Here is a 24,811-nt window from a genome sequence, read left to right as displayed (position 1 = left end):
AACATATGAAAAGAAAATTAGCAATGATGACGGTATTGGCAGCAACTCTTACGTTAGGTGCCTGCGGAAAGACAACAACTGAGAGTACGGACAGCACTATCGAAAACACGGAAACAGACGCTTCGGGAGCAGATGTTGCCTATGAGGCACCGCTTTATGAAGATCTGACCAGCAAACTGGTAAATCTGGCAGAGTATAAGGGAGTGGAGGCTGAGAAAACCGTAGCAGAAGTGACGGACGAGGATGTGCAGGCTGAGATTGACAGCATTCAGAAAGAAAATGCAGAATTGGTGGATAAAACCGAACCGGCTGAAACCGGGGATGTGGTGAATATTGATTTTACTGGTTATATCAATGGAGAGACGTCCGACAATCTGAAAGGAGAAGGAACGGATGTAGAGATTGGTGCAGGCACCATGCTTCCGGATTTTGAAAATCAATTGGTTGGCGTGACCACGGGAGAGGATACCCAGATCAGTTTCACATTCCCAGAAAATTATAATCAGGAAGTTGCTGGAAAAGATGTACAGTTCGATATTCATGTGAACAGTGTACAGGCTTATGATCTGCCGGAACTGACAGATGAGTACGTACAGGAAAATACAGACTATGACAGCATTGAGGATATGCAGGCTTCCATCCGTGAGGAGCTTGAGCAGGACGCACAGACCGATGCAGAGGATAACTGGCAGTACAGCCTGATCAAGCAGGTGCTCGATAACAGTGAATTTGAAATTGAGGATGCGGATGTAAAAGCTTATACAGATGAAATGCTTACAGAATATCAGACCTATGCAAATATGTATGGAATGGAAATGGAAGAATTTCTGCAGAGCCAGATGGGTGTTACCGAAGAGCAGCTTAGAGAGGCTTATCGGGAGACCGCTACTTTCCGTGTGAAAATGACCCTTGCGTTCCATGCGATAGCTGAGCAGGAAGGATTGACCGTCAGCGATGAGGAATATCAGGACAGACTTTCCACGCTGGCTTCCCAGTATGGTTACGATGATCCGTCCCAGATTGAGCAGGTCTATGATCCGGAACTGATCAAAGAGCAGATTATTCAGGAAAAGGCCATTGACCTCATTGCCGAAAATGGAAAAGAGATTTCCGAGTAAAATGCTGTTTTCGAGGCTTGTTAAAAAATCTGCAAAAATTATGAGAAATTCCTTGTTGATTTTAAAAAAATGTAGTAATATACGAAGTACAGGCACGTTTGTGCCAGAATAGGAAAAGAAAGGAAGACAAAACAATGGCATTAGTTACAACCACTGAAATGTTTAAAAAAGCTTATCATGGCGGCTATGCAGTTGGTGCTTTCAACGTAAACAACATGGAGATCGTTCAGGGTATCACTGAGGCAGCTGGAGAGCTGAAGAGCCCGGTTATCCTTCAGGTATCCAAGGGCGCAAGAGCTTACGCTAACCACACCTACCTTGTAAAACTGGTAGAGGCAGCAGTTATTGAGAATCCGGATATTCCGATCGCTCTGCATCTGGATCATGGCGATAGCTTTGAGCTTTGCAAATCCTGTATCGATGGCGGATTCACTTCCGTTATGATCGATGCTTCTTCCAAATCTTTCGAGGACAACATCGCAGTAACCAAACAGGTTGTTGAGTATGCACATGCTCACGGCGTAGTTGTAGAGGCAGAGCTTGGTACTCTGGCTGGTATCGAGGATGAGGTTGTTGTTGAATCTGGTCACGAGAGCTACACCAGACCGGAAGAGGTTGAGGAGTTCGTTGACAGAACCGGATGTGACTCTCTTGCAATCGCAATCGGAACCTCTCATGGCGCATATAAATTCACTCCGGATCAGTGTACCAGAAATGCTGACGGCATTCTTGTTCCGCCGCCACTGCGTTTCGACGTACTTGAGGAGTGTATGAAGAGACTTCCGGAGTTCCCGATCGTTCTTCATGGATCTTCTTCTGTACCGCAGGAGTTCGTAAAGATGGTTAACCAGTACGGCGGAAACATGCCGGATGCTGTAGGTATTCCGGAAGAGCAGCTGAGAAAAGCAGCTGAGCTCGCTGTCTGCAAGATCAACATCGATTCCGATATCCGTCTTGCTATGACTGGTAACATCAGAAAATACATGGCTGAGCATCCGGATCACTTCGACCCGAGACAGTATCTGAAACCGGCTCGTCAGGCTGTTAAAGATATGGTTGCTCACAAGATCGTTAACGTTCTTGGATCCAACGGAAAAGCTTAAGTTTTTTCGAACTGAATTTGAAACCCGCCCGGTGAAAACCGGACGGGTTTTTGTGTAGGAGGAAAAAATGAATGTGCGGGATTTAATGAAAGCACTCCACACTGCAGAACAGTTAAAGGATACCCTGCGTCATTGTGATACATCCGGTGGACGAAGAGAAAGCGTGGCGGAACACAGCTGGAGAGTGTCTCTAATGGCTTACTAGATCAGCTGCCTTCGCCTTTCAGGGAAGAGATGACAGCACTTTATCAGGAGATGGAAGCACGCGAGACAGTTGAGGCGAAGATTTATAAAGCGCTTGATCATTTGGAAGCGGTGATCCAGCATAATGAGTCCGATATATACTTTGGGCATTGAACATATCCAGGGTCGTATATGCCCAGACGAACAGCTACAAATAATTCTGTTCACCTGGTACCAGAAAATATGTCCGATGCATCCAACCGGTGATGAGAAGTGTCAGGAATTCAGCCACCGGAATGGCAATCCAGGCTCCATTAATGCCAAAAATCCGCGGAAGGATCATCAGTGAGATGACGATGAATACCAGTGTTCTGCAGAAAGAAATAATGGCGGAAACCTTTCCGTTGGACAATGCAGTAAAAAATCCTGATGAGGTAATATTAATTCCACTGAATAAGAAGTTAATAGCAAACAGCCGGAAGCCAACAGAAGCCAGTTGCCAGGTGTGTTGTTCTGTGGTAAAAATGGTCACGATGGTCGGTGAGAAGAAAATGGCTGCCGTAACAATCGCAAAGGATGAAACAGTGACGAACAGGAAAGAAATTCGATAAATTTTCCGCAGCTTCTCCCGGTCTCCGGCACCATACTGGAAACCAATAACAGGACTGATTCCAATGGAGAATCCCAGATAAAAAGCATTGAATAAAAACTGTCCGTATAAAAGGATGGTAATGGCAGCAACACCATGCTCGCCTGCTAAAGACATCATAACGATGTTGAACAGGAAAGTAATCACGGCATTGGATAGCTGGGATACCATTTCGGAAGAGCCATTATAGCAGGCATCCAGGATTTCCTTCATGGAAAAGGTAAACTTGCAGAATCGAAGTCCATTTCTGGAAAAGGCAAAAAAGAACAGTCCGAAAACAGCCGGAATGCACTGCCCGATACCGGTAGCCAGAGCAGCTCCTGCAATGCCCATCTGGCAGGGAACAATCAGCACATAGTCCAGGATCATATTCAGGATGCCGGCCCCCGTCATTAGAAGCAGTCCAAGTCCCGGACGTCCGGCGGTTACGAAAAAAGACTGAAAGACAGCTTGCAGCATACAGGCCGGTGCAAACAGCATGGAAGTACCGAGATACAGGCGGCAGTCTGCTAGCAGCACGTCACTGGCACCCAAAAATCTGGAAAAGGGTGTCAGAAAACATTCTGAGAGAATCAGAAGGATGACACTAAGAACCAGTGTCAGAATGACAAACTGGGTCAACGCTTCTCTGGCACGTTCTTCTTTTCTTTCCCCTAGATATTTACTGACAATGGCATTGCCGCCGGTGCCAAGCATGGTGGAAATGGCAATCGCCACATTGATTACCGGATACACAATATTCAGTGATGACAGGGCATTACTGCCTAGAAATCGTGAGACAAAGATGCCGTCCACGATGGTATATAATGACATGAACACCATCATAATGATGGATGGTGCCGCAAATTTCAAAAGCCCCGCAGGGGTAATATTCTGATTAATCGAATGATTCATCTGTTAAAATTCCTCTTTTAAATCGAAAACTAAATGATTGACAAAAGACAGTATATACTATAGGGTAACCCTATAGTCAAGAAGAAAGGAGAATTTTTGTCAGATGGAGCAGAATATTTATATGACTACAGGTGAGTTGGCAAAGCTCATGGGAATTACAAAGGAAACGTTATTTCATTATGATGAAATTAATTTGTTCTGTCCGGCGTTAGTCACGGAAAAAGGATATCGATATTATACAGTAAATCAGATTGAGCTTCTTGATACGATTCTTCTTTTGAGAGAACTTGGTATGCCGTTGAAGGAAATCCGGGAATTATTGGGATCGCGCAGTCCAGAGAAGATGATAGAAGTTTTTTCAGCAAGAGAAGAACGAATTCGGAAAGAAATGACAAAACTGAAGAACATGAAACGTTGGATTGCGCGGCATAAAGAGAAAATTGAAACAGGTCTTACAGTAAGCTCAGATGAGATTCGAATACAGAAATTCCCGGAGCGTTATTATTTGTACAGTATGATAGAAGGCAATGATGAAGGAGAATTCTATAAGAAAGCAAATGCCATGGTGACAAAGTTTTTGGAGAAGAATCCGGTCTTTAAAAGTGATTATGAGATTGCTTATATTCAGCATGGAAAGGATGTGGAACATGGGATTTATGATCAGTATGATAATACGATTGTACTGCTGGAAAAGCGGCCACAGAAGCTTGCCTATAAAATCCTTTCAGCGGGAACTTATTTAACTGCTTATCATATTGGACATTGGAAAAATATAGGGGGTGCATATGAGCGGTTGATTTCTTATGCAAAATCGAATAAAATTGCGGTGGAAGATCAGTATATCGAGAGATGTCTGATTGATGTGCTTACTGTAGAAAATCTAGACGCATATGTGACAGAGATTACGGTGAGAATCAAGGATAGTGGAGAATAAAGATGAAAACAAAAGAAATGGATATGTTGAACGGGGGATTAGCCGGGAAATTAATTCTCTTTGCCATTCCTCTGGCATTCAGCGGCATTTTACAGCAGTTATTTAACTCCGCGGATGTGGCGGTGGTAGGAAGATTTGCAGGTTCTGCGGCACTGGCAGCGGTAGGAAGCTGTGTAGCGCTGGTCGGTATTTTCGTTAATCTAATTATAGGACTGGCGGTTGGTCCCAATGCGGCGTTGGCGAATCTGATCGGCCAGGGGCAGAGAAACCGCATCAGCGGAATGGTACATACAATTCTGACCTTTGGTATGATTCTGGGAGTGGTGCTGATGGGACTTGGATTTCTTACCGCCAGAACCGTGTTGGAAGCATCCGGTACTCCGGAGAGCGTGATCAACGAAGCACTGTTGTATATCCGGATTTACTTTATTGGTATTCCGTTTATGACCATTTATAATTTTGGTGCGGCGATTCTCAGAAGTTACGGAGATACCAAAAGACCGATGTACTATCTGGTATTGTCCGGAACCGTCAATGTCATTCTGAATCTGGTATTTGTCATCTGCTTTGGACTGGGAGTGGAGGGCGTTGCTATCTCCACGACCATTTCCAATATGCTTAGCACTGCTCTGGTATTGGTGCACCTTCATGGAAAAGAGGATGAGTTCCAGTTCCGGTTTCATAAGATGCATATCGAGTGGAAAGATCTGAAAAGGGTGCTGATGATCGGTATCCCGGCGGGCATTCAGGGAGCTATCTTTTCTGTCTCCAATGTCTTTATTCAGAGCGGAATCAACAGTTTTGGTGAGGACGCCATTGCAGGCTCTTCCCTGGCACTGAATTTTGAGTATTTTACTTACGACATTGCCAATGCCTTTGCACAGGCTGCGGTCACCTTTACCAGTCAGAACTTTGGTGCAGGAAATCTGAAGCGCTGTAAGAAGATTTTCTGGCTGTGTATGCTGTTTGGCATGGGATTTACGGAAATTTTAAGCATAGTCTTTATGATCTGGGATGACTTTTTTGTCAGCATCTATACGATCAGTGATGCGGTGGCAGTGTATGGTCTCATCCGTATGCACCATGTCTGTTCCCTGGAGGGCCTGACTGCCACCTACGAGGTGGAGAGCGCAGCATTACGAGGTATGGGAAAATCACTGGAGCCTTCCATTATCACCATTCTCGGAACGGTGGTATTTCGTATGATCTGGCTGGTAACGGTATTTAGGTGGATACCGACCTACGATATGCTCATGAATGTGTATATTTCGTCCTGGGTATTTACAGGAGGACTGATTTTCATCGTCTATGTACTGTATATGAGAAAACTGGAAAAACAATTTGCGGAGAAAGCCGCATAGAAAAAGAGAATGCCGTGCAGTCAGCAAAAACAGAGGAAAAGAGGAATACATCATGGATTTAATAAAAACAGCAAAAGAACTGGGATTTTCAGATGCAGCGATCATGGATACGAAAGATCTGGTATTCAAGCCGGAATACCGTGTCTTCTGCGAGGAGAATCGGTGCGGAAATTATGATCTGAATCCTGCATGTCCACCGGAGAGCGGAACGGTGGAAGAAATGAAGAAACATGCAATGAAGTATGAAAAAGCACTGGTGCTTCAGACCATGCAGGAGTATTCCATGGATTTTAAGAAAGCTAAAGTGGCACATAACAAACTGACAGAAGCGCTGGCAGAGAGGATGAAAGAAGACGGAAAGACAGATTTGCTGCTCATGACAGCAGGTCCCTATAAGCATAATTCCTGTATGTCGGCTTACTGTGTAGATGCGCAGATGATGGCAGATGCTGTGGGCATGACCTGCTGGGCGAATGACGACAAGGTCCGTTACTTCTCGCAGATTCTATTTCATGATTGATTCAAAACAGGTTTTATACATACAATATTCGTAACTATTCAGAACCCCATTCGCAAAATCGCTTCTTCGAAGTTTTCCTTTTGCTCATATGGTTACTTCGCCATATAAAACTGCTTATCTGCCTGAATGCAAGCATTCGCAGAACGCAGTTTTGCATGGCTCTGAATAGTTACAAATATTCTTAATACAATCTTAATATCAAATCGAATATTCTTATACGATCTTTGATTTTCGGCATATATAATATATAATGGAAGAAAAAAGAAAGCGAGAATATATGATATATGTCGGAAAATCTACACAAAATACATCTGACATCTTTCCAGGTTATTATTTTAGGTTTCGCAGGCGTAATCCTGTCTGGTGCACTCCTTTTAATGTTGCCGTGGGCTTCGGTGAAAGGCGCAGTGACTCCTTTTCATGAAGCGCTCTTTACGGCAACCTCGGCAGTGTGTGTGACCGGGCTGGTAGTACAGGATACCGGAAGTTACTGGTCTTCCTTTGGACAGGCAGTCATTCTTATCCTGATACAGACAGGCGGATTTGGCGTGGTAACGGTTGCTGCTGCAGTGTCCATGATGTCAGGAAGAAAAATTTCACTGATGCAGCGCAGCACCATGCAGAATGCGATCTCAGCTCCCAAGGTAGGGGGCATTGTCCGTCTGACAAAATTCATTTTGAAAGGGACATTTCTTATAGAAGGAATGGGAGCACTTCTGCTGTTACCGGTTTTTTGCCATGATTTTGGCTGGAAAGGAATCTGGATGGCAGTCTTCCATTCGATATCAGCTTTCTGCAATGCCGGATTCGATATCCTGGGCAGGGAAGGACATTTGTATCCGTCAATTGTGGGATATGCTGACAATATTCTGGTCAATGGGGTCATTATAGGACTGATTATCATTGGTGGAATTGGGTTTCTCACCTGGGAGGATATTTGTGAATATAAATGGAAATTTAAAAATTACAGGATGCAGAGCAAGCTGATTCTTGCGACTACTGTATGTCTGATTATCTTCCCTGCATGCTTTTTCTTTTTTGCTGATTTTCAATATTTGCCAGTAAAAAGCCGCTTTCTGGCTTCTGTTTTTCAGTCTGTCACACCAAGAACAGCTGGATTCAATACGGTGGATATCACGATGATGACGGAGGCTTCCAAAGTGGTCATGATACTTCTGATGTTAATTGGAGGATCTCCCGGTTCTACCGCTGGCGGTATGAAAACGACTACATTTGCGGTACTTCTTCTGAATGCAGTGGCGACCTTCAAAAGCCAGGAGCATGCAGGTGCATTTGGACGGAGAATTGATGATCAGGTAATTAAAAATGCGGCATCAATTGCCATGTTATATTTTATGATGTTTCTTGCAGGGGGCATTATGATAAGCACAGCAGAAGGACTGCCGATGCTGAGCAGCCTTTTTGAAGCGGCATCTGCCATGGGAACTGTCGGACTGACACTCGGAATCACACCTTCCTTGCACAAAATCTCCCTGTATGTTCTGATACTGCTGATGTATATGGGACGTGTGGGAGGACTGACATTGATATACGCGGTGTTCTCCGGAAAAAATAAAGCAAATGCAAGATTTCCGATGGAAAAAGTAATGATCGGATGACAACAGAGAAAAGAGGAATGATGGATAATGAAAAATGTATTACTGATCGGTCTTGGACGGTTTGGAAGCCATATTGCAAAGCAGTTACACTCATTAGGACATGAGATCATGGCGGTAGATGTGAATGAAGAAAGGGTAAATAAAATTCTTCCCTTTGTCACGAACGCACAGATTGGAGACAGTACAGATGCAGAATTTCTGGAATCTCTTGGAGTGGGAAATTATGATATTTGTTTTGTTACCATCGGAGACAGCTTTCAGAATTCTCTGGAAACGACGTCTCTGCTAAAAGAGCTGGGAGCCAAATTAGTGATTTCCCGGGCGGAACGGGATGTACAGGAAAAATTTCTTCTGCGAAACGGCGCTGACAAAGTCGTTTATCCGGAAAAGCAGGTGGCAAAATGGGCATCTATCCGTTATACAGATGACCATATTCTTGATTACATGGAAGTGGATTCGTCCCATGCAATTTTTGAGGTAGAGGTTCCGAAAGAATGGATAGGAAAAACAGTCGGAGAGCTTGATATCCGGAAAAAATACAGGATTAATATTATTGCAGTGAAAAACGGCAGAGAAATGAATATGACGATTACTCCGGACACACTGTTGGAAAATCATGTTTCGTTGCTGGTGCTTGGGGAATATAAAGCAATCCAGAAATGTTTTCACATCTGAGATCGGAAGAGATGAAAGATTTTGACCACAAATCGGTCTCATGATATACTTTTTTCAAAATAGGAAAAGGCGGCAGAAGTGATGGGTACAATAGTGGAAAAAAAGGACGAGCATATTCTTGTCTGTCTGTCATCATCACCGACGAATAAAAAAATCATATCTACAGCAGCAAAGATGGCGGGCGTATTTCATGCCCGCTTTACTGCTTTATATGTACAGACAGGGGCAGAAACCATATCAGCCGATAAGGAGAGACTGGAAGCTCATATCCGGTATGCGGAAGAATCCGGTGCGGAAATCGTGATGACCCACGGGGAGGATGTGGCATTACAAATTGCGGAGTACGCACATTTATCCGGGGTAACAAAAATTGTGATAGGGCAAAGCAGCGTAATAAAAAGTCATTTTTTCAGCAGACGTACTCTGACAGAGAAACTGATTGAACTTGTGCCGGATATCGATATCCATATCATTCCGGATACGGTTCAGGCAGAAAATTATCGAAAAAGGCATTATGAGATACACTGGAAACATCCATCCGCCAGAGATCTTTTGCTGACACTGCTTATTTTTACTGCCTGTACGGTGATTGGTCTTTTGTTCGAAAAACTTCATTTTACAGATACCAATGTGGTGACCATCTATATTCTTGGAGTGCTGCTTACTTCTGTTCTTACGGATGGATATTTCTGCAGTCTGGCAGGATCGTTTTTAAGTGCGTTTCTTTTCTGCTTTTTTCTGACAGAACCAAGGATGTCATTTCAAACTTATGCAGTGGGATATCCGGTTACCCTTGCCATTATGCTGCTTTCCTCCGTGATAGCCGGAACACTGGCTGCAAAATTGAAAACACATGCAAAGATTTCAGCGCAGCAGGCTTTTCGCACCCAGATTCTGTTTGATACCGACCGTCAGCTGCAGCAGGCAAAAAGCAAAGATGAAATGCTGGACATTACCTGCACACAGCTGACCAGGCTGATGGAGTGCAGCATTGTGACCTATGTGGCGGAGAATGGAATTTTGTCGGAAGGGACTCTTTTTTCTGAACAGGGAATCTTTTCTGAACAGGAACTGTTGAATGAAAAGGAACAGAACGTAGCTCGTTGGGTATATGAGAACGGAAAACGTGCCGGCGCAACGACGCATCATTTCAGTGAGGCCAGATGTCTGTATCTGGCAATTCGCATGGGAAATTATGTATATGGTGTGATTGGGATTTCCATGGGGAAAGAGGAACTGGACTCCTTTGCATACAGCATTGTACTTTCTGTCATCAATGAATGTGCCCTTGCCATGGAAAATATCAGAAATGCGGAGGAGAAAGAGAAGAACGCCATTATGGCAAAGAATGAGCAGCTGCGGGCAGATTTGCTGCGGGCCATTTCTCATGATCTTCGGACTCCGCTTTGCTCGATCTCCGGAAATGCAGATATGCTTCTTCATAATGGAAAAAGCCTGGATGATAGAATGAAACAGCAGATTTATTCGGATATTTATGATGATGCAGAGTGGCTGACTGCAGTGGTGGAAAATCTCCTGTCCATTACAAGAATTCATGATGGAAGGTTAAAATTCAAATTCACAGATCAGCTTCTGGATGAAGTCATTATGGAGGCACTAAAGCATATCAGCCGTAAGCATGATGAATATCAGATCATTCCAGAATGTGATGACCTGATTCTTGCCCGGATGGATGTGAAGCTGGTGATTCAGGTGCTGGTTAATCTGATAGATAATGCCATCAAATATACACCGCCAGGATCGACCATCTGGATTTGCGGATGCAGGGAAGATGGAAAGGCAAAGATCAGTGTTACGGATGATGGACCGGGAATTGATGATGAAATGAAGCCGCACATTTTTGAAATGTTCTATACTGGAAAGAATACCATAGCGGACAGCCATCGAAGTCTGGGGCTGGGACTTGCATTGTGCCGTACGATTGTGGAGGCCCATGGGGGAAAGCTTATGTTGACGGACCATATGCCCCATGGATGTAGATTTACGTTTACGTTACCGTTGAGTGAGGTGATATTAAATGAATAAAACATTAATCCTGGTTGTGGAAGATGACCGTCCTGTACGGAATCTGATTGTGACAACACTAAAAACACATGACTATAAATATCTTACTGCGGAAAATGGCACCACTGCAATTATGGAAGCATCCTCCCATCAGCCAGATATTATTCTGTTGGACCTGGGATTGCCGGACATGGAAGGCGTAGATGTGATCAAAAAAATCCGTACCTGGTCCAATGTGCCGATCATCGTGATCAGTGCCAGAAGCGAAGATGCGGATAAGATCGAAGCGTTGGACGCAGGTGCGGATGATTATATTACCAAGCCTTTTTCCGTAGAAGAATTGCTTGCAAGAATCCGTGTAACGATAAGGCGTCTTGCCATGCTTGGTATGGGAGAAATGCAGGATACGTCCGTTTTTGAAAATGGAGACCTGAAGATCGACTACACGGCAGGATGCACTTACCTGAAGGAAGAGGAACTGCATCTTACTCCAATTGAATATAAGTTATTATGTCTGCTGGCCAGAAATGTCGGGAAGGTATTGACACATACCTACATTACCCGGCAGATCTGGGGAAGCAGTTCGGAAAATGATATTGCATCCCTTCGCGTTTTTATGGCAACTCTGCGAAGAAAACTGGAACCGGATAAAAACGGAACTGCTTATATACAGACACATATCGGAATTGGGTATCGGATGCTTAAAGTTTGATTTCCGGATGCTCCTCGATCTCTTCTTTGATAAACATGAGCAGGAAGCTGACGAGGAGGAGCAGGCAGGACAGCCAGATCGTGCGCATGCCAAGACGCGGAAGCAGATGTCCGCCAATTCCGGCACCAAAAGCAAACAGTAAAATAACACCAAAATAGTGCATTGATTTTATCAGCACATCTTTGTTGCGGGTCTTAAAATAGGCACACAGGGATTCCATGCCGCTGCGGAGATTACCGATGCACATGGTGCTGGCAAAAGCATAGCTGTTCACTTTACGGAATGCCTGTACCTGCATGGCGCAGGAGAAGGATACCATGGAATTGGCAATCAGGTTCCAGGAGTCGGGGAGAAATCCGACAGCAAACAGGAGCAGGATTTCAATCGCTAATACTAACTGCCTCCAGTGGATGCGTTGTGCCTGCTGGTAGCATTGGTGAATGATTTCAGCAGCAGCAACACCCAATGCAAAAAAGGACAGAGGAATCAGATAGTGAATAGTAGAAGCAAGGTCTCCATTCGCAATATGCTGGCTTAAGAGAACGATGTTTCCGGTCTGGGCATTGGCAAATACATTTCCTCTGGCAAGATAGGTATAGGCATCCTGGAGACCGCCTGATATGGACAGAAAAGCAGCCGTCAGGAAGGCCTCGGACATTTGTTTATGGGCTTTGTGATGCATAAAATTTAAATCTCCTTCATCAGATACTGGTCACGGCGCGCGCCCACGGAAATCATCTGGATTTTGTGATTCAGAAGGCGTTCCAATGTTTCGATATAGTTTCTGGCATTTTTCGGAAGTTCTTCATAAGTACGGCAGCCGGAAATATCCTCCTGCCATCCGGGTACCATTTCGATGACCGGGATGCAGTTGTCCATATCTTCTGTAGGATCAAATTCGGTGATTTTCTCAGCACCTTTCTGATAAGCAATAATCAGCGGAATTTCCTTTAAAGAACTTAATACATCCAGCTTGGTCAGAGCAATCTGATCCGCATTCTGGCATTTCAGACCGTAACGGCTGGCCACTGCATCAAAGGGTCCTACACGGCGCGGCCGTCCGGTAGCGGCTCCATATTCTCCACCGGCCTGACGGAGTTCTTCCAGCCAGGATTCGGACATGGCCTTTTCTGCGACAAAGGGTCCTGCACCTACACAGGTGGAGTAAGCTTTCAGGACACCAACAATGTGGTCCAGAGGGGTTCCCGGGATTCCGGCACCAATAGGTCCGTATGCAGCAATGGTGGAAGAACTGGAGGTATATGGGAAAATACCATAGTCAATGTCACGCATAGCGCCGAGCTGTGCTTCCAGAACGACTTTTTTGCCCTCTAAGAGCGCCTGGCTGAGATAACTTCCGGTATCGCAGATATAGGGTGCAAAGAGCTCAGCCTGTTTCTCACACCAGGCAAGCAGTGCCGGGTAGGACATGGGCTCCTGATGATAGCAGCCTGCCAGCTCCAGATTTTTTGCATCCAGCATCGTCTTCAGACGGGAACGTACAGGCTCCTCATCCAGATGGAGAAGATCTCCCAGACGGAGTGTTTTCTTTCTGTATTTATCACTGTAGGCATAGGCGATTCCGCGGCGGGTAGAACCGAAGGCGGAACCGGTCTTGGCAAGACGATCTTCTTCCAGTTCATCTTGAATCCGATGCCATGGCATGGAAATGGTAGCCAGGCGGGACAGCTTTAGATGTTCCGGTGTGACCGTGATTCCTTTTTCGCGGATCTGCTGGATTTCCCCGGCAAGATGTTCAAGATCGATGACCATGCCGCCGCCTAAGATACATACGACATTGGAGTGAAGGATACCGGAGGGAAGAAGGTTCAGTACGAACTTACCCTGGTCGGTAACAACGGTGTGTCCGGCGTTGTTACCGCCCTGATACCGTGCAACTACATCAGCCTGCTCTGCGAGCAGATCAATGACACGACCTTTTCCTTCATCTCCCCAGTTAATACCTGTAACTGCTGTTAACATATTAATGATCCCCTTTCGGTTGTTGTTTTTTGAAACGAATTCCATTATACTGAGAGAATAGAAATATGTAAAAACTATTATTGATATGATAATCATCAGAAAATGATATGGCAGGAGAAAAAACATGAATGTCAACATGGACTACTACCGAATTTTCTATTACGTTGCAAAGTATGGAAATTTTACGAAGGCGGCAAGAACATTAGGGAACAGTCAGCCTAATGTGACGAGGGCCATGAACTGCCTGGAACAACAGCTACAGTGCAGCCTTTTTATCCGCACCAACAGAGGTGTTCAGCTGACACCGGAGGGAGAGCGGCTATATGTCCGTGTTTCTGCCGCGATGACACAGCTCTTTGCGGCTGAGGAAGAATTAGGAGACAGTGGGGGACTTTCTCGAGGAAGTATTTCCATAGGAGCAACCGAGACTGCCTTAAATATTTTCCTGCTTGAGAAACTGAAAAGCTTCCATATGAAATATCCGGGAATCCGCCTGAAACTGTATAACCATTCCACACCCCAGGCTGTTGAGGCAGTAAAGAGCGGAAAGATTGAGTTTGCGGTGGTGACCACTCCAGTAGAGATGAAACCTCCGCTGAAAAAGATAGTTCTGCAATCGTTTCGGGAAATTCTGGTAGGGGGGAAGACCTTTACCGCCTTGGGCAGCCAGGTGCTTTCTCTGGCAGAGGTGAAGAACTATCCCATGATCTGCCTTGGACGGGAAACGATGACCTATCAGTTCTACAGCCAGTTTTTTCTGAAACATTGTCTGGAGCTGACACCGGATACGGAGGTGGCGACAACAGATCAGATTCTGCCTCTTGTGAAAAATGAACTGGGACTTGCCTTTTTGCCGGAGAAGATAGCAGAAGAAGCTATCGCACGTCATGAAATTGTGCAGATTGCGCTGCAGGATCCTGTTCCGGAACGGCAGATCTGTATGGTATATGATGTGGAACATTCTCTGAATGCACCGACAAGGCAGCTTAAAAATCTGATTTTGGGAGGCAGCGCAGAACCGGAGAAATCTGTTGACATACGTGTATACAAAAAGTAAAATTAATAAATAAAATCGGACAATATATATAAGGAGATAGAATTATGAGAATTGGTATTTTAGGATATGGAAACCTCGGAAGAGGTGTTGAGTGTGCCATCAGGCAGAACCCGGACATGGAGCTGGTGGCCGTATTTACAAGACGGGCACCGGAGACGGTATCTGTACTGACAGAGACTGCGGCCGTTTGTTCCGTGGCAAATGTGGAGCAGTGGAAAGACAAGATTGATGTAATGATTCTCTGCGGCGGAAGTGCGACAGATCTTCCGGTACAGACCCCGAAATATGCAGAATTTTTCAATGTTGTAGACAGTTTCGACACCCATGCAAGAATTCCGGAGCATTTCGATGATGTAGATGAGGCGGCAAAGAAGAGCGGTCATGTGGGCATCATTTCTGTAGGCTGGGATCCGGGTATGTTCTCCTTGAATCGTATGTATGCCAATGCGATTCTTCCGGAAGGTCATGACTATACTTTCTGGGGAAAAGGTGTCAGCCAGGGACATTCAGATGCCATCCGTCGGGTAGAGGGTGTCAAAGATGGCAAGCAGTACACCATTCCAGTGGAGTCTGCACTGAAATCAGTAAGAAATGGTGAGAATCCGGAGCTGACTGCAAGACAGAAACATACCAGAGAGTGTTTCGTTGTACTGGAAGAAGGTGCTGATGCTGCAAAGGTAGAAGAAACCATTAAAAATATGCCGAACTACTTCTCTGATTATGATACGACCGTTCATTTTATCAGCGAAGAAGAGTTAAAGAGAGATCATAGCGGAATCCCTCACGGTGGATTTGTGATCCGCTCCGGAAAGACCGGTTGGAACCTGGAAAATAATCATGTAATCGAATACAGCCTGAAATTGGATTCCAATCCGGAGTTCACTTCCAGTGTGATCGTAGCTTATGCAAGAGCTGCTTATCGTCTCTATAAAGAGGGACAGACCGGCTGCAAGACCGTATTTGACATTGCACCGGCATATTTAAGCGCAAAAGACGGTGCAGAATTAAGAAAAACGCTTCTGTAAGGAAGAAAATCATATCCTGTGACAGAAGGAGAATCATAAGGAGGTACGCATATGGCAATTGCAGAAATGTTGGACAAACTGAAACAGAAAGCGCTTCATGATCCGAAACTGAAGGAAGCACTGCTGGCAACCCGAAAGGAAGACCAGCCCTTTGCGGCATTCTGCAGAAAATGCCGGGAGCTGGGCTATGAGATTTATGAGATGGATCTCATCACGGCCGGAGAAGAAGCCTATGCGGCCATGCGCCGGAGTACCAACGGCGGCGGGGAGAACTCCCCAATGCTGGAGGGCGAGGATGATTTCTACGAACTGTTCTTTGCAGGGCTTTAGAAGTAAGGAGTTTACGGAAACGGATTGCGCTGGTGGCTGAGAAAATTATGAGCTACCTAAAAAAGGGGAAAATGAAAATGGGACAAAAATCAAGGCGTGATCGGATTTATGAATGGGTAAGCATGCATACTAGAGAACAAATTTTGTTGTATGGTACATTGCAGAAAGGTGCTCTGACGCAAGAGTTGGCAGATATATTGAATATAGATCGCAGCAACGTAAGCAGAGAGCTGAACATACTTGTCAGAGAAGGTCTGACAGTGAAAGTGAAAAGTCGTCCGGCACAGTATTTTTCCTTGAAGGAAATAAAAGAACTAATAGGAACGGATGCTGAAATTGCAGGAGAATTTGGAAGCATAAAAGAATTAATGTCATTCTCAAAAGTAACCGTGCAAAAATTTGAAAAAAAAGAAGCTGCTTTTCAAAGTCTGATAGGCTATGATGATTCTCTCGCGGATGCGGTAAAGAAGGCGAAGGCAGCAGTGTTATATCCACCGCTTGGCTTGGCAACGCTGCTGACAGGAGAAACGGGAGTAGGAAAATCTCTTTTCGCTAAAAAAATGTATCAATATGCAATTGAGAAAGGAGTATTGACAGAAAAATCACCATTCATTTCTTTTAATTGTGCGGATTATGCAGACAATGAGCAGCTCCTTCTTTCGCAATTATTTGGATATGTAAAAGGAAGTTTTACAGGTGCTAATGGCGAGCGTGAAGGCTTAGTAGGAGAAGCTGATGGAGGAATTCTGTTTTTAGATGAAATTCATAGACTCGGGGCAAAAGGACAGGAAATGCTTTTTTCATTAATGGATAAGAATGAATATCGTAAGCTCGGTCAGACAGGGAAACCGCAGAGGGCAGAAGTCCGTATCATTGCCGCAACGACAGAAGAACCGACCAAAGTGATGTTAAATACGTTCCTGCGCCGTATACCAATGCATATTCGTTTAAGTTCAATGGCTCAGAAGAGCATGAAAGAACGTCTTATGTTGATTAACAGTTTTTTTAGCAATGAAGCGTCTGATATAGGAAAGAAAATACAAATAGAGAGGGAAATACTTTGTATTTTTCTAAAAGGAAACTATACAGGAAATATCGGTCAGCTAAAAAGTGACGTTCAGTTTACATGTGCGAATGCTTTTCTTAGAGCAGAAGCGGACCACCAGAAGATTTTATCCATAAAACGGATCGATATACCAGATCATTTACAAGAAGATGTTTTTGAGTACTCAAATAAGTTTAACCGTGGTTTCTTTTATTCTCTTCCGGCCGAGATTACATATCCGATGGAGAATATTGGCTCTTTTTTATATCTTTCTCCTTTGCCTTACGGGAGCGAAGGGCAGATAAGTGAAAGTGGGGACAGAGAGGATAAGGCAGAAAAAGAGAAGAGAACAGAACTGCTTGAATATGTTGTACAGTTAAAGGAGCAATACTTATCACTTACGAGAACGGATGAAATTACATTTTCAAGTAACAAATCTGTAATGGAGACTCTTGTAGACAGGCAGTTAGTGGATCTTATTAGTAAGTATGTTAAGATATGCGAACATAATTTAGACAGAGTACAGTACTGCGCGCAGTTGTTGGCTTATCATCTTGGAAAAGTAAAAAGAAGAGAAAATAATAAAGGATTATATTTAGAACCGAAAGATTTCAATGATAAGATCGTATGGCAGATGTTTGATGAGATAGCTTCCGTACGAAATTGGTATTATGAAGAGAAAGATATCCAGACGTTTTCGGGATTGTTCCAAATTTTGATATCAGGAAAGGACAGAGAAAAAGTTGCATTATTGATTATTATGCACGGAGATTCAACGGCAAGCAGTATGGCGAAGGTTGCAAAAGAAGTCCTGCAAACAGATGAAATCTATTATATCAATATGCATTTGGATGATAACATTCAAAATGTTTATGAAAAAACAGTTAGAATGATTGAAAAAATTGACAGAGGGGCAGGCGTGTTAATCTTAGCAGATATGGGTTCTATTTGTTCTTTTGAAAAACCATTGAAAGAAAAATGTGGATTTCGTGTACGAATAGTAGATTCCATAAGTACACCTGTGGCTATTGAAGCTGCGAATCTTGTGCTGCTGCAGAAAAAAGATCTGGAGGAAGTCTATCAAATTGTGAGTCATCTGACTTCGTACAAAGCAAAAGAGGATGATGATATCAACCTGAGATATTTTGATCGAATGCTGATAAAGAATCTGCGAAAAATCCTGCATTTTCTGGATGCAGAGAAAGTATATAACATATTGGAACCGATATTGAAAAAAATTTGCATGGAATGCAAAGTATCAACGTCGGATGATTTTATTGTAAAATTCATGTTTCATAGTGCGTGTATGGTAGAACGTATGTATACGGGAGAGGTACTTCTGTTTAATGGCTATGAAGATTTTATAAAAAAATGGACAGATCTTTATCGTATAGTTAAAAAAAGTTTTTGCCCTTTAGAAGAATATTATGATCTTGAGATAAATCCACAGGAAATTTGTCATATAATGGAGGTTATTATTTACGAATATCCGGAAATTGGAATGACACACAAATAACACATTAGAACTTTTGAAAAAACAAAATGCAAATTTTGACACAAAAGATGACACACAGTATTTTTTAAAGAATCTAAGTTTTAAACAGTAAGAAGTGTGTTGTTTAAAGGAGAATTCTGTCTGAACATCAGAATGGATGATCGGTGGGGATTCTCTTTTTTTGTTGAAAATAAACCGATTATGAATGACAGGCATAATTAAATGCAAGGCACACAAAAGAATTGGCATGAGAATTGCTCATTATTATAGATAAAGAGGGAGGTGAAAAAATGACAGGACTTTTAATTGTAACACATGGAAATTTCGGAAAAGAATTATTAAAAAGCTGTGAAATGATCTTTGGTGAAATACCGGAATGTAAAGCATTTGGTTTGGCCAGAGACGAGAGTTTACAAGAATTTAAGGAAGAAATACAGCCTTTTATTGATTCGCATGACAGCATTTTTTGCATGGTAGATCTATTTGGAGGTTCTCCAAGCAATGTTGCTAATGCCTTTGCGAAACAAAAGAAAAACATGATTGTCGCAACCGGAGTAAATATGTCTATGGTGTTTGGCGCTGTTGAGGCACGAAATATGGAAAAAGACGTAAAAGAAATGGCAAAAGAAGCAGTCAATGCTGCATCAGAAGCAACAAAAGTAATCGATCAGTTATCGGCGTAACCAGATTGAAAAAAGGATGCAATAGGGACTGTAAAAAGAAAGTATTCAAAGGTGGTAAGAAAAATGATATTGGTGCGTTGGGATGACAGGTTAGTACATGGACAGGTACTATATCGCTGGCTAAGTGGAAGAAAATTATCAAAAATTATTGTTTTTGATAATGAGACAGCCAATGATTCTCAGAAAAAGAGCATTATTAGGATGTCCATATCCCGAGAATATGATTTGTTATTTTTTTCAGTAAACGAAATTGAAAGTTTGCAAAAAAATGTCAAAGATAGCCTTGTTCTAATTTCCAATCCATGGGCAGCACGCATTTTATTTGATTGTAAGATTCTAAGAGGTACGTTGAATATAGGGCACACATCTGCAGGAATTGGCAAGAGAAAACTTACGAACGGAGTCTATCTAAAAGAAGAAGAAATTGAAATTCTTAAGTATTTGGCAGAAGAAAAAATTCAGATCATTCATCAAGTGATACCTGATGAGATTCCCATTGTACTGAATACGCTGCTGCTTGGGGAAAAGGAGGAATGAAAGAAATGAGTTCTCATATAGTTTTGCTTTGTCATGGAAATTGGGGACAAAACTTATATGAAGATTATGTACAGTATTTTGGAACGAATATTCCTATTAAAGTATTTCCACTGAGAAAAGATACCGAAGCAGTAGAATACTATCGGGACGTTGATGCATATGTAAATCAGAAAAAAGATGTAATCCTCATATGTGATTTATATGGAAGCACAACTTTTCAAACAGCCTTAAGTATTGCTTTGAAATATGGATTGCTTGCGTATAGCGGATTGTCACTTCAGTTATTAATGGAAATTAGTTGTCTTTTAGAGCAGAACGTTGAAAGAACCGTTTTTACGGATGAATTGTGCCGGCAAAGCCGGATCAAGACAACTGATTTGGTGTCTGAATTCCAGAAATTTAATGAAAATGGAGAGATATAGAATGGCAAATATCACACTCACACGTATAGACAGCAGATTGATTCACGGTCAGGTAATTGTGAAATGGTCGCGCATAGCGAATGGCAACAGGATTGTAATTGTAGATGATGAATTGGAAAAGGATAGTTTTATGGTAGATATTTATCAGATGGCGGCTCCGAGTGGCATGTCCGTCGAGATTTATTCTACTACGCGCGCGGCAGAAGAATTTAAAAAGGACAAAATGGGAGAAGGCAAAATTCTGCTGCTTTTTAGAACTCTTGCACAGGCAACAAAAGCTTATGAGGAAGGATTGCATTTTGAATCCCTGCAGTTGGGTGGAATTCCGCAGTCTCCAGGAAAGAAAAAGATCATTTCAGCAGTATCCCTGGATGAAACAGATGTAGCGCAGATTATGGAATTACACGAACAGGGAGTGGAAATCTTTGCACATATTATTCCAGAAGAACCACAAGTGAAGTTTGATGAAATAATTAAAAAATTTAAAGAATAAAGGAGAATAATATTATGTCAACAATTGCAACAGCGCTCTTGGCGGCAGTATGGTATTGGCTTGGCGGAAGCTTTATTGGTTATACGATTTATCCAATTGTCATTTCACCGACAGTAATCGGAATGGTATTTGGATTTTTATATGGAGATGTGACAACTGGTTTGATTGCGGGTGCCAGTCTGGAAGTAATTTATATTGGTATGGTTAATGCCGGAGGAAATTTGCCGGCTGACAGAATGCTTGCAGGTCTGATTGCGATTCCGGTTGTTCTGCAGACGGGAGTAGATCCTCAAGTAGCTGTCAGTATTGCGATTCCAGTAGGAATTATTGGTGTGTTTTTAAATAATGTTCGTCGTACAGGTAATGCATTTCTAATCCAGAAAGCAGACAAATTTGCTGAACAGGGAGATATTGGAGGAATATGGCGTTGCGCGACGATATATTCTTTGATTTTTGGATTCTTCCTGCGTTTTCCGGTTGTATTTGTAGCAAGTTACTTCGGAAGTGATTTAGTTCAGCAGGTATTAAATGTTATTCCGGCTTGGATTATGACAGGATTGACAGTTATGGGTGGAGTTCTTCCGGCTCTTGGATTTGCAATGACGATTTTTGTGATTGGAAAAAACAAATATATTCCGCTCTTTATTATCGCGTTTTATATGGTTAAATTTTTTGAACTTTCAGTTGTAGGAGCTGCGATCTTTGGTGTATGTATTGCTCTGCTTGCTACATTTGCGACAAAAACAGAAGAATAGGAGGGGAAGATAATATGATGGATATGATGGAAAAGACAGAACAGGAAAAACAGATGCCACGTTTATCTAAAAAAGATATTCGCAACGTATATTTGCGTTGGTGGATGGGCTGTGAGTTGACGTTGAACTTTGAACGGTATCAGGCCCTTGGCTTTTGCAATGCATTTGCACCATGTCTTAAAAAGCTGTACGGACCGGGAGATGAACTCAAGGAAGCTTTAAAACGCCACCTGGAATTTTTTAATACGCAGGCTATGATTGGTGCAGTGATTCCGGGAAGCGTACTGGCAATGGAAGAGGCAAAGGCCAATGGCAATGACATACCAGCAGAAACCATTTCAAGTTTTAAAACAGGCTTGATGGGACCAATGGCAGGTATCGGAGATGCTCTCGAAGGTGGATGCTTTATGGCAATTATTAACGCAATGGGTGCATCCTTTGCTATGCAGGGAAACATTTTTGGAGCTCTTCTGATTATTGCATATAACATATTCGACTTCTTTATCGGACGTTTTATGTTTAACATGGGATATAAATTAGGCAAGAACTCTATAGCAAAAGTGTTAAAGGGCGGCTTGGTAAAAAGCTTGATTCAGGCAGGTTCTATTTTAGGAATGTTTATGATGGGTGCATTATCGGCTTCATTTGTAACAGTTTCGACAGCATTGAAAGTGGATGTATTTGGAAAAGTTATCAGTTTACAGGAAGTTTTAGATCAGATTGCACCTGGAATTCTTCCGCTGGCGCTTGTGTTTGGTGTCTTTTATTTGATGAAAGTAAAGAAAATGTCTATGCTGAAAATCCTGCTTATTTTAATTGGGGTTTGTCTGGTTGGGGCATTAATTGGATTCTTTTAACTAGTAAGGACGGAGGCAAAAATCATGACACAGATTATGTTTTCTTCAGTTTCAGAATTGCTAAATCAGGAACTTAATCCGTTTTTCAATGTTTTAGTGCGGAAAGGAAAATATAGTACAACAAATAACATCAGTTACTACAAGGATAAGCTGCCGGATTCGGATTTTACATTTGATATATCCAATAATAAATTATTGTGTAATATGGATGAATTCGGCACGATACGGCAGCTGACCAGCTACAGAAATTGTTATGAATGTGACGATATTCCAGGCGTATGGGTGGCTAAGTCATTTTCTAAACAAAATGATTTTTCTTTTTCCATCACTATGGGAAATCAGAAGGTAGATCTTGCAGAAGATAAGGAAGAGGTAAGTTCTGATCTTTTATTGAATTTAATACCGCGTTCTAAGCACGTTTTAAATGGAATTGAAGCTACGGTATTTTGCCTTCCTTTTATAGACCGAAACGGCCAAAGGATGAATACTCTCTTATATGGGTTGATGCTGGAGAATAAAACTCAGGATACTGTAGAAGGAAAAGTACATCTGCCGAAATTGTTTACAGAGCGTCATTATGATGTCCGTTATATTTCACATCGTTTGGCAGGAGAAGCTACCAATTATGACGCTTCTGAAAATACGGTCAGCTTCACATTGGCAGAGAAAGATAAAATGTGGATTCCTTACGTATTTTACAATCCGGGATTCTATGATGAGACTGTACGGATTGAACAGGAAGGAATTTTAAACTGGATATGTACCACACTCAATTACTATAAATCGCTGCAAGGAGATTTGACAGTTCCGGAACATCCGATTTTGGGATATATGACGGAGCGGTGTCTGTATCAGTCTCTTGGCGCAATAGGAATGAATGAAAAAGATGAGATTGTAGGTGCTAACTGGGGAACCTATCCGGCAACAGAAAGAACATGGAATAAAGATATGTTTTACTCTGTTATGGCTCTTCATCATACCAATGATCCTGTGTTTACAAAATCATTAGAATGGTTTTTGAAGTATAGTGTAAGAAAAAAAGGTACAAAATATGAAGGCGGGGTATTTCACTCTCTGAGCAATTCTTTAGCTCCAATTATTTTGGCTGGCATATATTATCGAAGTCACGGGACATTAAAATTATTGTTAGAGAATTCTCAATACTGGGAGAGAATGAAAAATATCATTGATCAAATCCTTGAGACAGAAGATGAGGTTTCTTTGTTTTCCTCGTTGTGGTTATCTGATGCGATCTCACTTGGAAAGTATCACACGGGATCTAATGTTTGTCTGTGGTTTTCCTGCAAATCAATGTCAGAAATGGCAGCTGGTTTATATGGGGATACAATGCTTGCAGAAAAATATGCAAAGGCTGCGGAACGTATCGGTTCAGCTATACGAAAACATATGCAGGTAGAGGGACCATTTGGATTACAGTATACGGAGGGTATATCTGGAATTACAGGTGATAAAACCACATTTGACGTATCTAACTATGACAGATTATTCTTTAGTGAAGGATTGGGATTTTTAACAGATATTCTGCAGGGAACAAAGGCGAACCTGTTAATGCATGATGGTGAAGAATCTGATACCACACTTATGCCTGTATATGGATTTTGTCAATATGATGATACGTGTCTGAGAAATTATGCGAAATTTGCAGCGTCTTCTTATAATCCTACATATGGAGAAGAAAGCCGTGGTATCAAATGGGGAATTCAGTCAGATGCAACTTTCCCGGGATATACGAGTTTTCTTATCCGTGCAGTAGATAAGGAAACATTTTCAGGAGAGAATGGAAGCCTGACCGAATTAGAGCGATTAATGGATCTCGATGGTTCATGGTGGTGGTGGCCATATCCGACGGGAGCAAAGACAGGCGAAGTTGTCCGTATGACAAAATGCGGAAAATGTGGTTGGTCTGCAGGTGTATTTACGAATCTGATGATAGACCAGTTTATGGGTATACGGTATGAAGCTTGTGAAAAAGAGTTACTGGTACAGCCACTCAGTTTTATGCCATCATTTGAATGGAAAAATCTTTCAATTGGGAATGCGAAATTCGACGTTAAAACAGAGTATTCAGATGATATGTATATGATAGAAATCTCTAATAAAAATGATTTTGAGGTAAATGCAGTTGTAAGAAGCGGTGCAGATTATCAGAAACCAAATGAACAGCCTGTACAAGAAAATGAGATGAAGTTTCTTGGTAAAGAAGTGCGAGAATTGATTTACACAATTCCGGCAGGGCAGACAAGAAATATAGCATTAAAAAAATATTAAAGAAATTCTCTTATTATATATTGAGATAAGAAAAGCGGACTATTCAG

At 42.4% G+C, this 24,811-nt stretch carries 25 protein-coding genes; 22 read left to right on the top strand and 3 right to left on the bottom strand.

Annotation, left to right across the window (positions count from 1 at the left end):
* Positions 1-5: 5 nt before the first annotated feature.
* From tig to ACZMB2_RS06130, 4 genes are all read left to right on the top strand, one after another.
* Entirely contained in the window at positions 6-1,118 is a 1,113-nt protein-coding gene (gene tig / locus ACZMB2_RS06145) for a trigger factor (RefSeq protein WP_487595997.1), read from the top strand.
* A 134-nt stretch (positions 1,119-1,252) separates the two neighbouring features.
* A complete protein-coding gene (fba, locus tag ACZMB2_RS06140) occupies positions 1,253-2,221 on the top strand; it encodes a class II fructose-1,6-bisphosphate aldolase (protein ID WP_118770451.1) in 969 nt (322 codons plus the stop codon).
* 67 nt (positions 2,222-2,288) lie between these two features.
* The gene (locus tag ACZMB2_RS06135; protein ID WP_487595996.1) at positions 2,289-2,426 is read left to right on the top strand and encodes an HD domain-containing protein; all 138 of its coding nucleotides are present in this window, start codon (positions 2,289-2,291) and stop codon (positions 2,424-2,426) included.
* A 29-nt stretch (positions 2,427-2,455) separates the two neighbouring features.
* Positions 2,456-2,578, top strand: coding sequence for an HD domain-containing protein (locus ACZMB2_RS06130; protein ID WP_487595995.1), 123 nt, complete (start codon positions 2,456-2,458; stop codon positions 2,576-2,578).
* Between the two features lie 34 nt (positions 2,579-2,612).
* Here the strand turns inward: ACZMB2_RS06130 and ACZMB2_RS06125 are convergent, their stop codons facing one another.
* Entirely contained in the window at positions 2,613-3,947 is a 1,335-nt protein-coding gene (locus tag ACZMB2_RS06125) for an MATE family efflux transporter (protein ID WP_487595994.1), read from the bottom strand.
* A gap of 103 nt (positions 3,948-4,050) precedes the next feature.
* Here ACZMB2_RS06125 and ACZMB2_RS06120 point away from each other — a divergent pair, with 103 nt between their 5' ends.
* The 7 genes from ACZMB2_RS06120 to ACZMB2_RS06090 all read left to right on the top strand — a co-directional run bounded on the left by ACZMB2_RS06120 (position 4,051) and on the right by ACZMB2_RS06090 (position 11,793).
* A complete protein-coding gene (locus ACZMB2_RS06120) occupies positions 4,051-4,881 on the top strand; it encodes a MerR family transcriptional regulator (protein WP_487595993.1) in 831 nt (276 codons plus the stop codon).
* Between the two features lie 2 nt (positions 4,882-4,883).
* Positions 4,884-6,242 (top strand): MATE family efflux transporter, encoded by a 1,359-nt coding sequence (locus ACZMB2_RS06115; RefSeq protein WP_487595992.1) that lies wholly within the window; start codon positions 4,884-4,886, stop codon positions 6,240-6,242.
* A gap of 52 nt (positions 6,243-6,294) precedes the next feature.
* A complete protein-coding gene (locus tag ACZMB2_RS06110; protein WP_308458288.1) occupies positions 6,295-6,762 on the top strand; it encodes a DUF2284 domain-containing protein in 468 nt (155 codons plus the stop codon).
* Positions 6,763-7,046: 284 nt separating this feature from the next.
* Complete coding sequence (locus ACZMB2_RS06105; protein WP_487595991.1) at positions 7,047-8,381, top strand: TrkH family potassium uptake protein; 1,335 nt, start codon at positions 7,047-7,049, stop codon at positions 8,379-8,381.
* A gap of 27 nt (positions 8,382-8,408) precedes the next feature.
* The gene (locus ACZMB2_RS06100) at positions 8,409-9,056 is read left to right on the top strand and encodes a potassium channel family protein (RefSeq protein WP_308458286.1); all 648 of its coding nucleotides are present in this window, start codon (positions 8,409-8,411) and stop codon (positions 9,054-9,056) included.
* An 81-nt stretch (positions 9,057-9,137) separates the two neighbouring features.
* Positions 9,138-11,102, top strand: a complete 1,965-nt coding sequence (locus tag ACZMB2_RS06095) for an ATP-binding protein (protein WP_487595990.1) — start codon at positions 9,138-9,140, stop codon at positions 11,100-11,102.
* The gene (locus ACZMB2_RS06090; RefSeq protein ID WP_118769057.1) at positions 11,095-11,793 is read left to right on the top strand and encodes a response regulator; all 699 of its coding nucleotides are present in this window, start codon (positions 11,095-11,097) and stop codon (positions 11,791-11,793) included. Before ACZMB2_RS06095 ends, ACZMB2_RS06090 begins: the two co-directional genes overlap by 8 nt.
* Here ACZMB2_RS06090 and ACZMB2_RS06085 read toward each other — a convergent pair.
* Both ACZMB2_RS06085 and ACZMB2_RS06080 read right to left on the bottom strand, forming a co-directional pair.
* A complete protein-coding gene (locus ACZMB2_RS06085; protein WP_487595989.1) occupies positions 11,783-12,475 on the bottom strand; it encodes a YoaK family protein in 693 nt (230 codons plus the stop codon). The two genes, ACZMB2_RS06090 and ACZMB2_RS06085, sit on opposite strands and share 11 nt — an antisense overlap.
* A gap of 5 nt (positions 12,476-12,480) precedes the next feature.
* Positions 12,481-13,776: an adenylosuccinate synthase gene (locus ACZMB2_RS06080; protein WP_487595988.1), complete on the bottom strand. Its 1,296-nt coding sequence runs from the start codon at positions 13,774-13,776 to the stop codon at positions 12,481-12,483.
* Between the two features lie 124 nt (positions 13,777-13,900).
* Here ACZMB2_RS06080 and ACZMB2_RS06075 point away from each other — a divergent pair, with 124 nt between their 5' ends.
* From ACZMB2_RS06075 to ACZMB2_RS06025, 11 genes are all read left to right on the top strand, one after another.
* Complete coding sequence (locus ACZMB2_RS06075) at positions 13,901-14,833, top strand: LysR family transcriptional regulator (protein ID WP_487595987.1); 933 nt, start codon at positions 13,901-13,903, stop codon at positions 14,831-14,833.
* A 44-nt stretch (positions 14,834-14,877) separates the two neighbouring features.
* Entirely contained in the window at positions 14,878-15,858 is a 981-nt protein-coding gene (locus ACZMB2_RS06070; RefSeq protein ID WP_487595986.1) for a diaminopimelate dehydrogenase, read from the top strand.
* Positions 15,859-15,909: 51 nt separating this feature from the next.
* A complete protein-coding gene (locus ACZMB2_RS06065; RefSeq protein WP_487595985.1) occupies positions 15,910-16,188 on the top strand; it encodes a hypothetical protein in 279 nt (92 codons plus the stop codon).
* Positions 16,189-16,220: 32 nt separating this feature from the next.
* On the top strand, positions 16,221-18,749 hold the full coding sequence (locus tag ACZMB2_RS06060) for a sigma 54-interacting transcriptional regulator (RefSeq protein ID WP_487595984.1): 2,529 nt from the start codon (positions 16,221-16,223) through the stop codon (positions 18,747-18,749).
* A 269-nt stretch (positions 18,750-19,018) separates the two neighbouring features.
* A complete protein-coding gene (locus ACZMB2_RS06055; protein ID WP_487595983.1) occupies positions 19,019-19,411 on the top strand; it encodes a PTS sugar transporter subunit IIA in 393 nt (130 codons plus the stop codon).
* Positions 19,412-19,462: 51 nt separating this feature from the next.
* Entirely contained in the window at positions 19,463-19,948 is a 486-nt protein-coding gene (locus ACZMB2_RS06050; protein ID WP_487595982.1) for a PTS sugar transporter subunit IIB, read from the top strand.
* On the top strand, positions 19,945-20,370 hold the full coding sequence (locus ACZMB2_RS06045) for a PTS sugar transporter subunit IIA domain-containing protein (protein WP_487595981.1): 426 nt from the start codon (positions 19,945-19,947) through the stop codon (positions 20,368-20,370). The genes ACZMB2_RS06050 and ACZMB2_RS06045 overlap by 4 nt, the downstream gene beginning before the upstream one ends.
* Position 20,371: 1 nt before the next feature.
* Complete coding sequence (locus ACZMB2_RS06040; protein ID WP_487595980.1) at positions 20,372-20,863, top strand: PTS sugar transporter subunit IIB; 492 nt, start codon at positions 20,372-20,374, stop codon at positions 20,861-20,863.
* Positions 20,864-20,877: 14 nt separating this feature from the next.
* On the top strand, positions 20,878-21,618 hold the full coding sequence (locus ACZMB2_RS06035) for a PTS mannose/fructose/sorbose/N-acetylgalactosamine transporter subunit IIC (RefSeq protein ID WP_487595979.1): 741 nt from the start codon (positions 20,878-20,880) through the stop codon (positions 21,616-21,618).
* A 14-nt stretch (positions 21,619-21,632) separates the two neighbouring features.
* Positions 21,633-22,475: a PTS system mannose/fructose/sorbose family transporter subunit IID gene (locus ACZMB2_RS06030; RefSeq protein ID WP_487595978.1), complete on the top strand. Its 843-nt coding sequence runs from the start codon at positions 21,633-21,635 to the stop codon at positions 22,473-22,475.
* A gap of 24 nt (positions 22,476-22,499) precedes the next feature.
* Positions 22,500-24,764 (top strand): glycoside hydrolase family protein, encoded by a 2,265-nt coding sequence (locus tag ACZMB2_RS06025; protein WP_487595977.1) that lies wholly within the window; start codon positions 22,500-22,502, stop codon positions 24,762-24,764.
* Positions 24,765-24,811: the final 47 nt, after the last annotated feature.

The organism is Hominiventricola sp. (assembly GCF_057604405.1).
Note: the sequence above shows the minus strand (reverse complement) of the source record. Positions and strands in the feature narration are given on the sequence as shown.

What these genes read in the sequence shown, in the direction of transcription:
- ACZMB2_RS06090 (WP_118769057.1), top strand. Translation starts at nt 11,095, where the DNA reads ATGAATAAAACATTAATCCTGGTTGTGGAAGATGACCGTCCTGTACGG.
- ACZMB2_RS06115 (WP_487595992.1), top strand. Translation starts at nt 4,884, where the DNA reads ATGAAAACAAAAGAAATGGATATGTTGAACGGGGGATTAGCCGGGAAA.
- ACZMB2_RS06025 (WP_487595977.1), top strand. Translation starts at nt 22,500, where the DNA reads ATGACACAGATTATGTTTTCTTCAGTTTCAGAATTGCTAAATCAGGAA.
- ACZMB2_RS06035 (WP_487595979.1), top strand. Translation starts at nt 20,878, where the DNA reads ATGTCAACAATTGCAACAGCGCTCTTGGCGGCAGTATGGTATTGGCTT.
- ACZMB2_RS06075 (WP_487595987.1), top strand. Translation starts at nt 13,901, where the DNA reads ATGAATGTCAACATGGACTACTACCGAATTTTCTATTACGTTGCAAAG.
- ACZMB2_RS06110 (WP_308458288.1), top strand. Translation starts at nt 6,295, where the DNA reads ATGGATTTAATAAAAACAGCAAAAGAACTGGGATTTTCAGATGCAGCG.
- tig (WP_487595997.1), top strand. Translation starts at nt 6, where the DNA reads ATGAAAAGAAAATTAGCAATGATGACGGTATTGGCAGCAACTCTTACG.
- ACZMB2_RS06135 (WP_487595996.1), top strand. Translation starts at nt 2,289, where the DNA reads ATGAATGTGCGGGATTTAATGAAAGCACTCCACACTGCAGAACAGTTA.
- ACZMB2_RS06125 (WP_487595994.1), bottom strand. Translation starts at nt 3,947, where the DNA reads ATGAATCATTCGATTAATCAGAATATTACCCCTGCGGGGCTTTTGAAA.
- ACZMB2_RS06080 (WP_487595988.1), bottom strand. Translation starts at nt 13,776, where the DNA reads ATGTTAACAGCAGTTACAGGTATTAACTGGGGAGATGAAGGAAAAGGT.
- ACZMB2_RS06030 (WP_487595978.1), top strand. Translation starts at nt 21,633, where the DNA reads ATGATGGATATGATGGAAAAGACAGAACAGGAAAAACAGATGCCACGT.
- ACZMB2_RS06105 (WP_487595991.1), top strand. Translation starts at nt 7,047, where the DNA reads ATGTCGGAAAATCTACACAAAATACATCTGACATCTTTCCAGGTTATT.
- ACZMB2_RS06070 (WP_487595986.1), top strand. Translation starts at nt 14,878, where the DNA reads ATGAGAATTGGTATTTTAGGATATGGAAACCTCGGAAGAGGTGTTGAG.
- ACZMB2_RS06085 (WP_487595989.1), bottom strand. Translation starts at nt 12,475, where the DNA reads ATGCATCACAAAGCCCATAAACAAATGTCCGAGGCCTTCCTGACGGCT.
- ACZMB2_RS06065 (WP_487595985.1), top strand. Translation starts at nt 15,910, where the DNA reads ATGGCAATTGCAGAAATGTTGGACAAACTGAAACAGAAAGCGCTTCAT.
- ACZMB2_RS06095 (WP_487595990.1), top strand. Translation starts at nt 9,138, where the DNA reads ATGGGTACAATAGTGGAAAAAAAGGACGAGCATATTCTTGTCTGTCTG.
- ACZMB2_RS06045 (WP_487595981.1), top strand. Translation starts at nt 19,945, where the DNA reads ATGAAAGAAATGAGTTCTCATATAGTTTTGCTTTGTCATGGAAATTGG.
- ACZMB2_RS06100 (WP_308458286.1), top strand. Translation starts at nt 8,409, where the DNA reads ATGAAAAATGTATTACTGATCGGTCTTGGACGGTTTGGAAGCCATATT.
- ACZMB2_RS06040 (WP_487595980.1), top strand. Translation starts at nt 20,372, where the DNA reads ATGGCAAATATCACACTCACACGTATAGACAGCAGATTGATTCACGGT.
- ACZMB2_RS06120 (WP_487595993.1), top strand. Translation starts at nt 4,051, where the DNA reads ATGGAGCAGAATATTTATATGACTACAGGTGAGTTGGCAAAGCTCATG.
- fba (WP_118770451.1), top strand. Translation starts at nt 1,253, where the DNA reads ATGGCATTAGTTACAACCACTGAAATGTTTAAAAAAGCTTATCATGGC.
- ACZMB2_RS06130 (WP_487595995.1), top strand. Translation starts at nt 2,456, where the DNA reads ATGACAGCACTTTATCAGGAGATGGAAGCACGCGAGACAGTTGAGGCG.
- ACZMB2_RS06055 (WP_487595983.1), top strand. Translation starts at nt 19,019, where the DNA reads ATGACAGGACTTTTAATTGTAACACATGGAAATTTCGGAAAAGAATTA.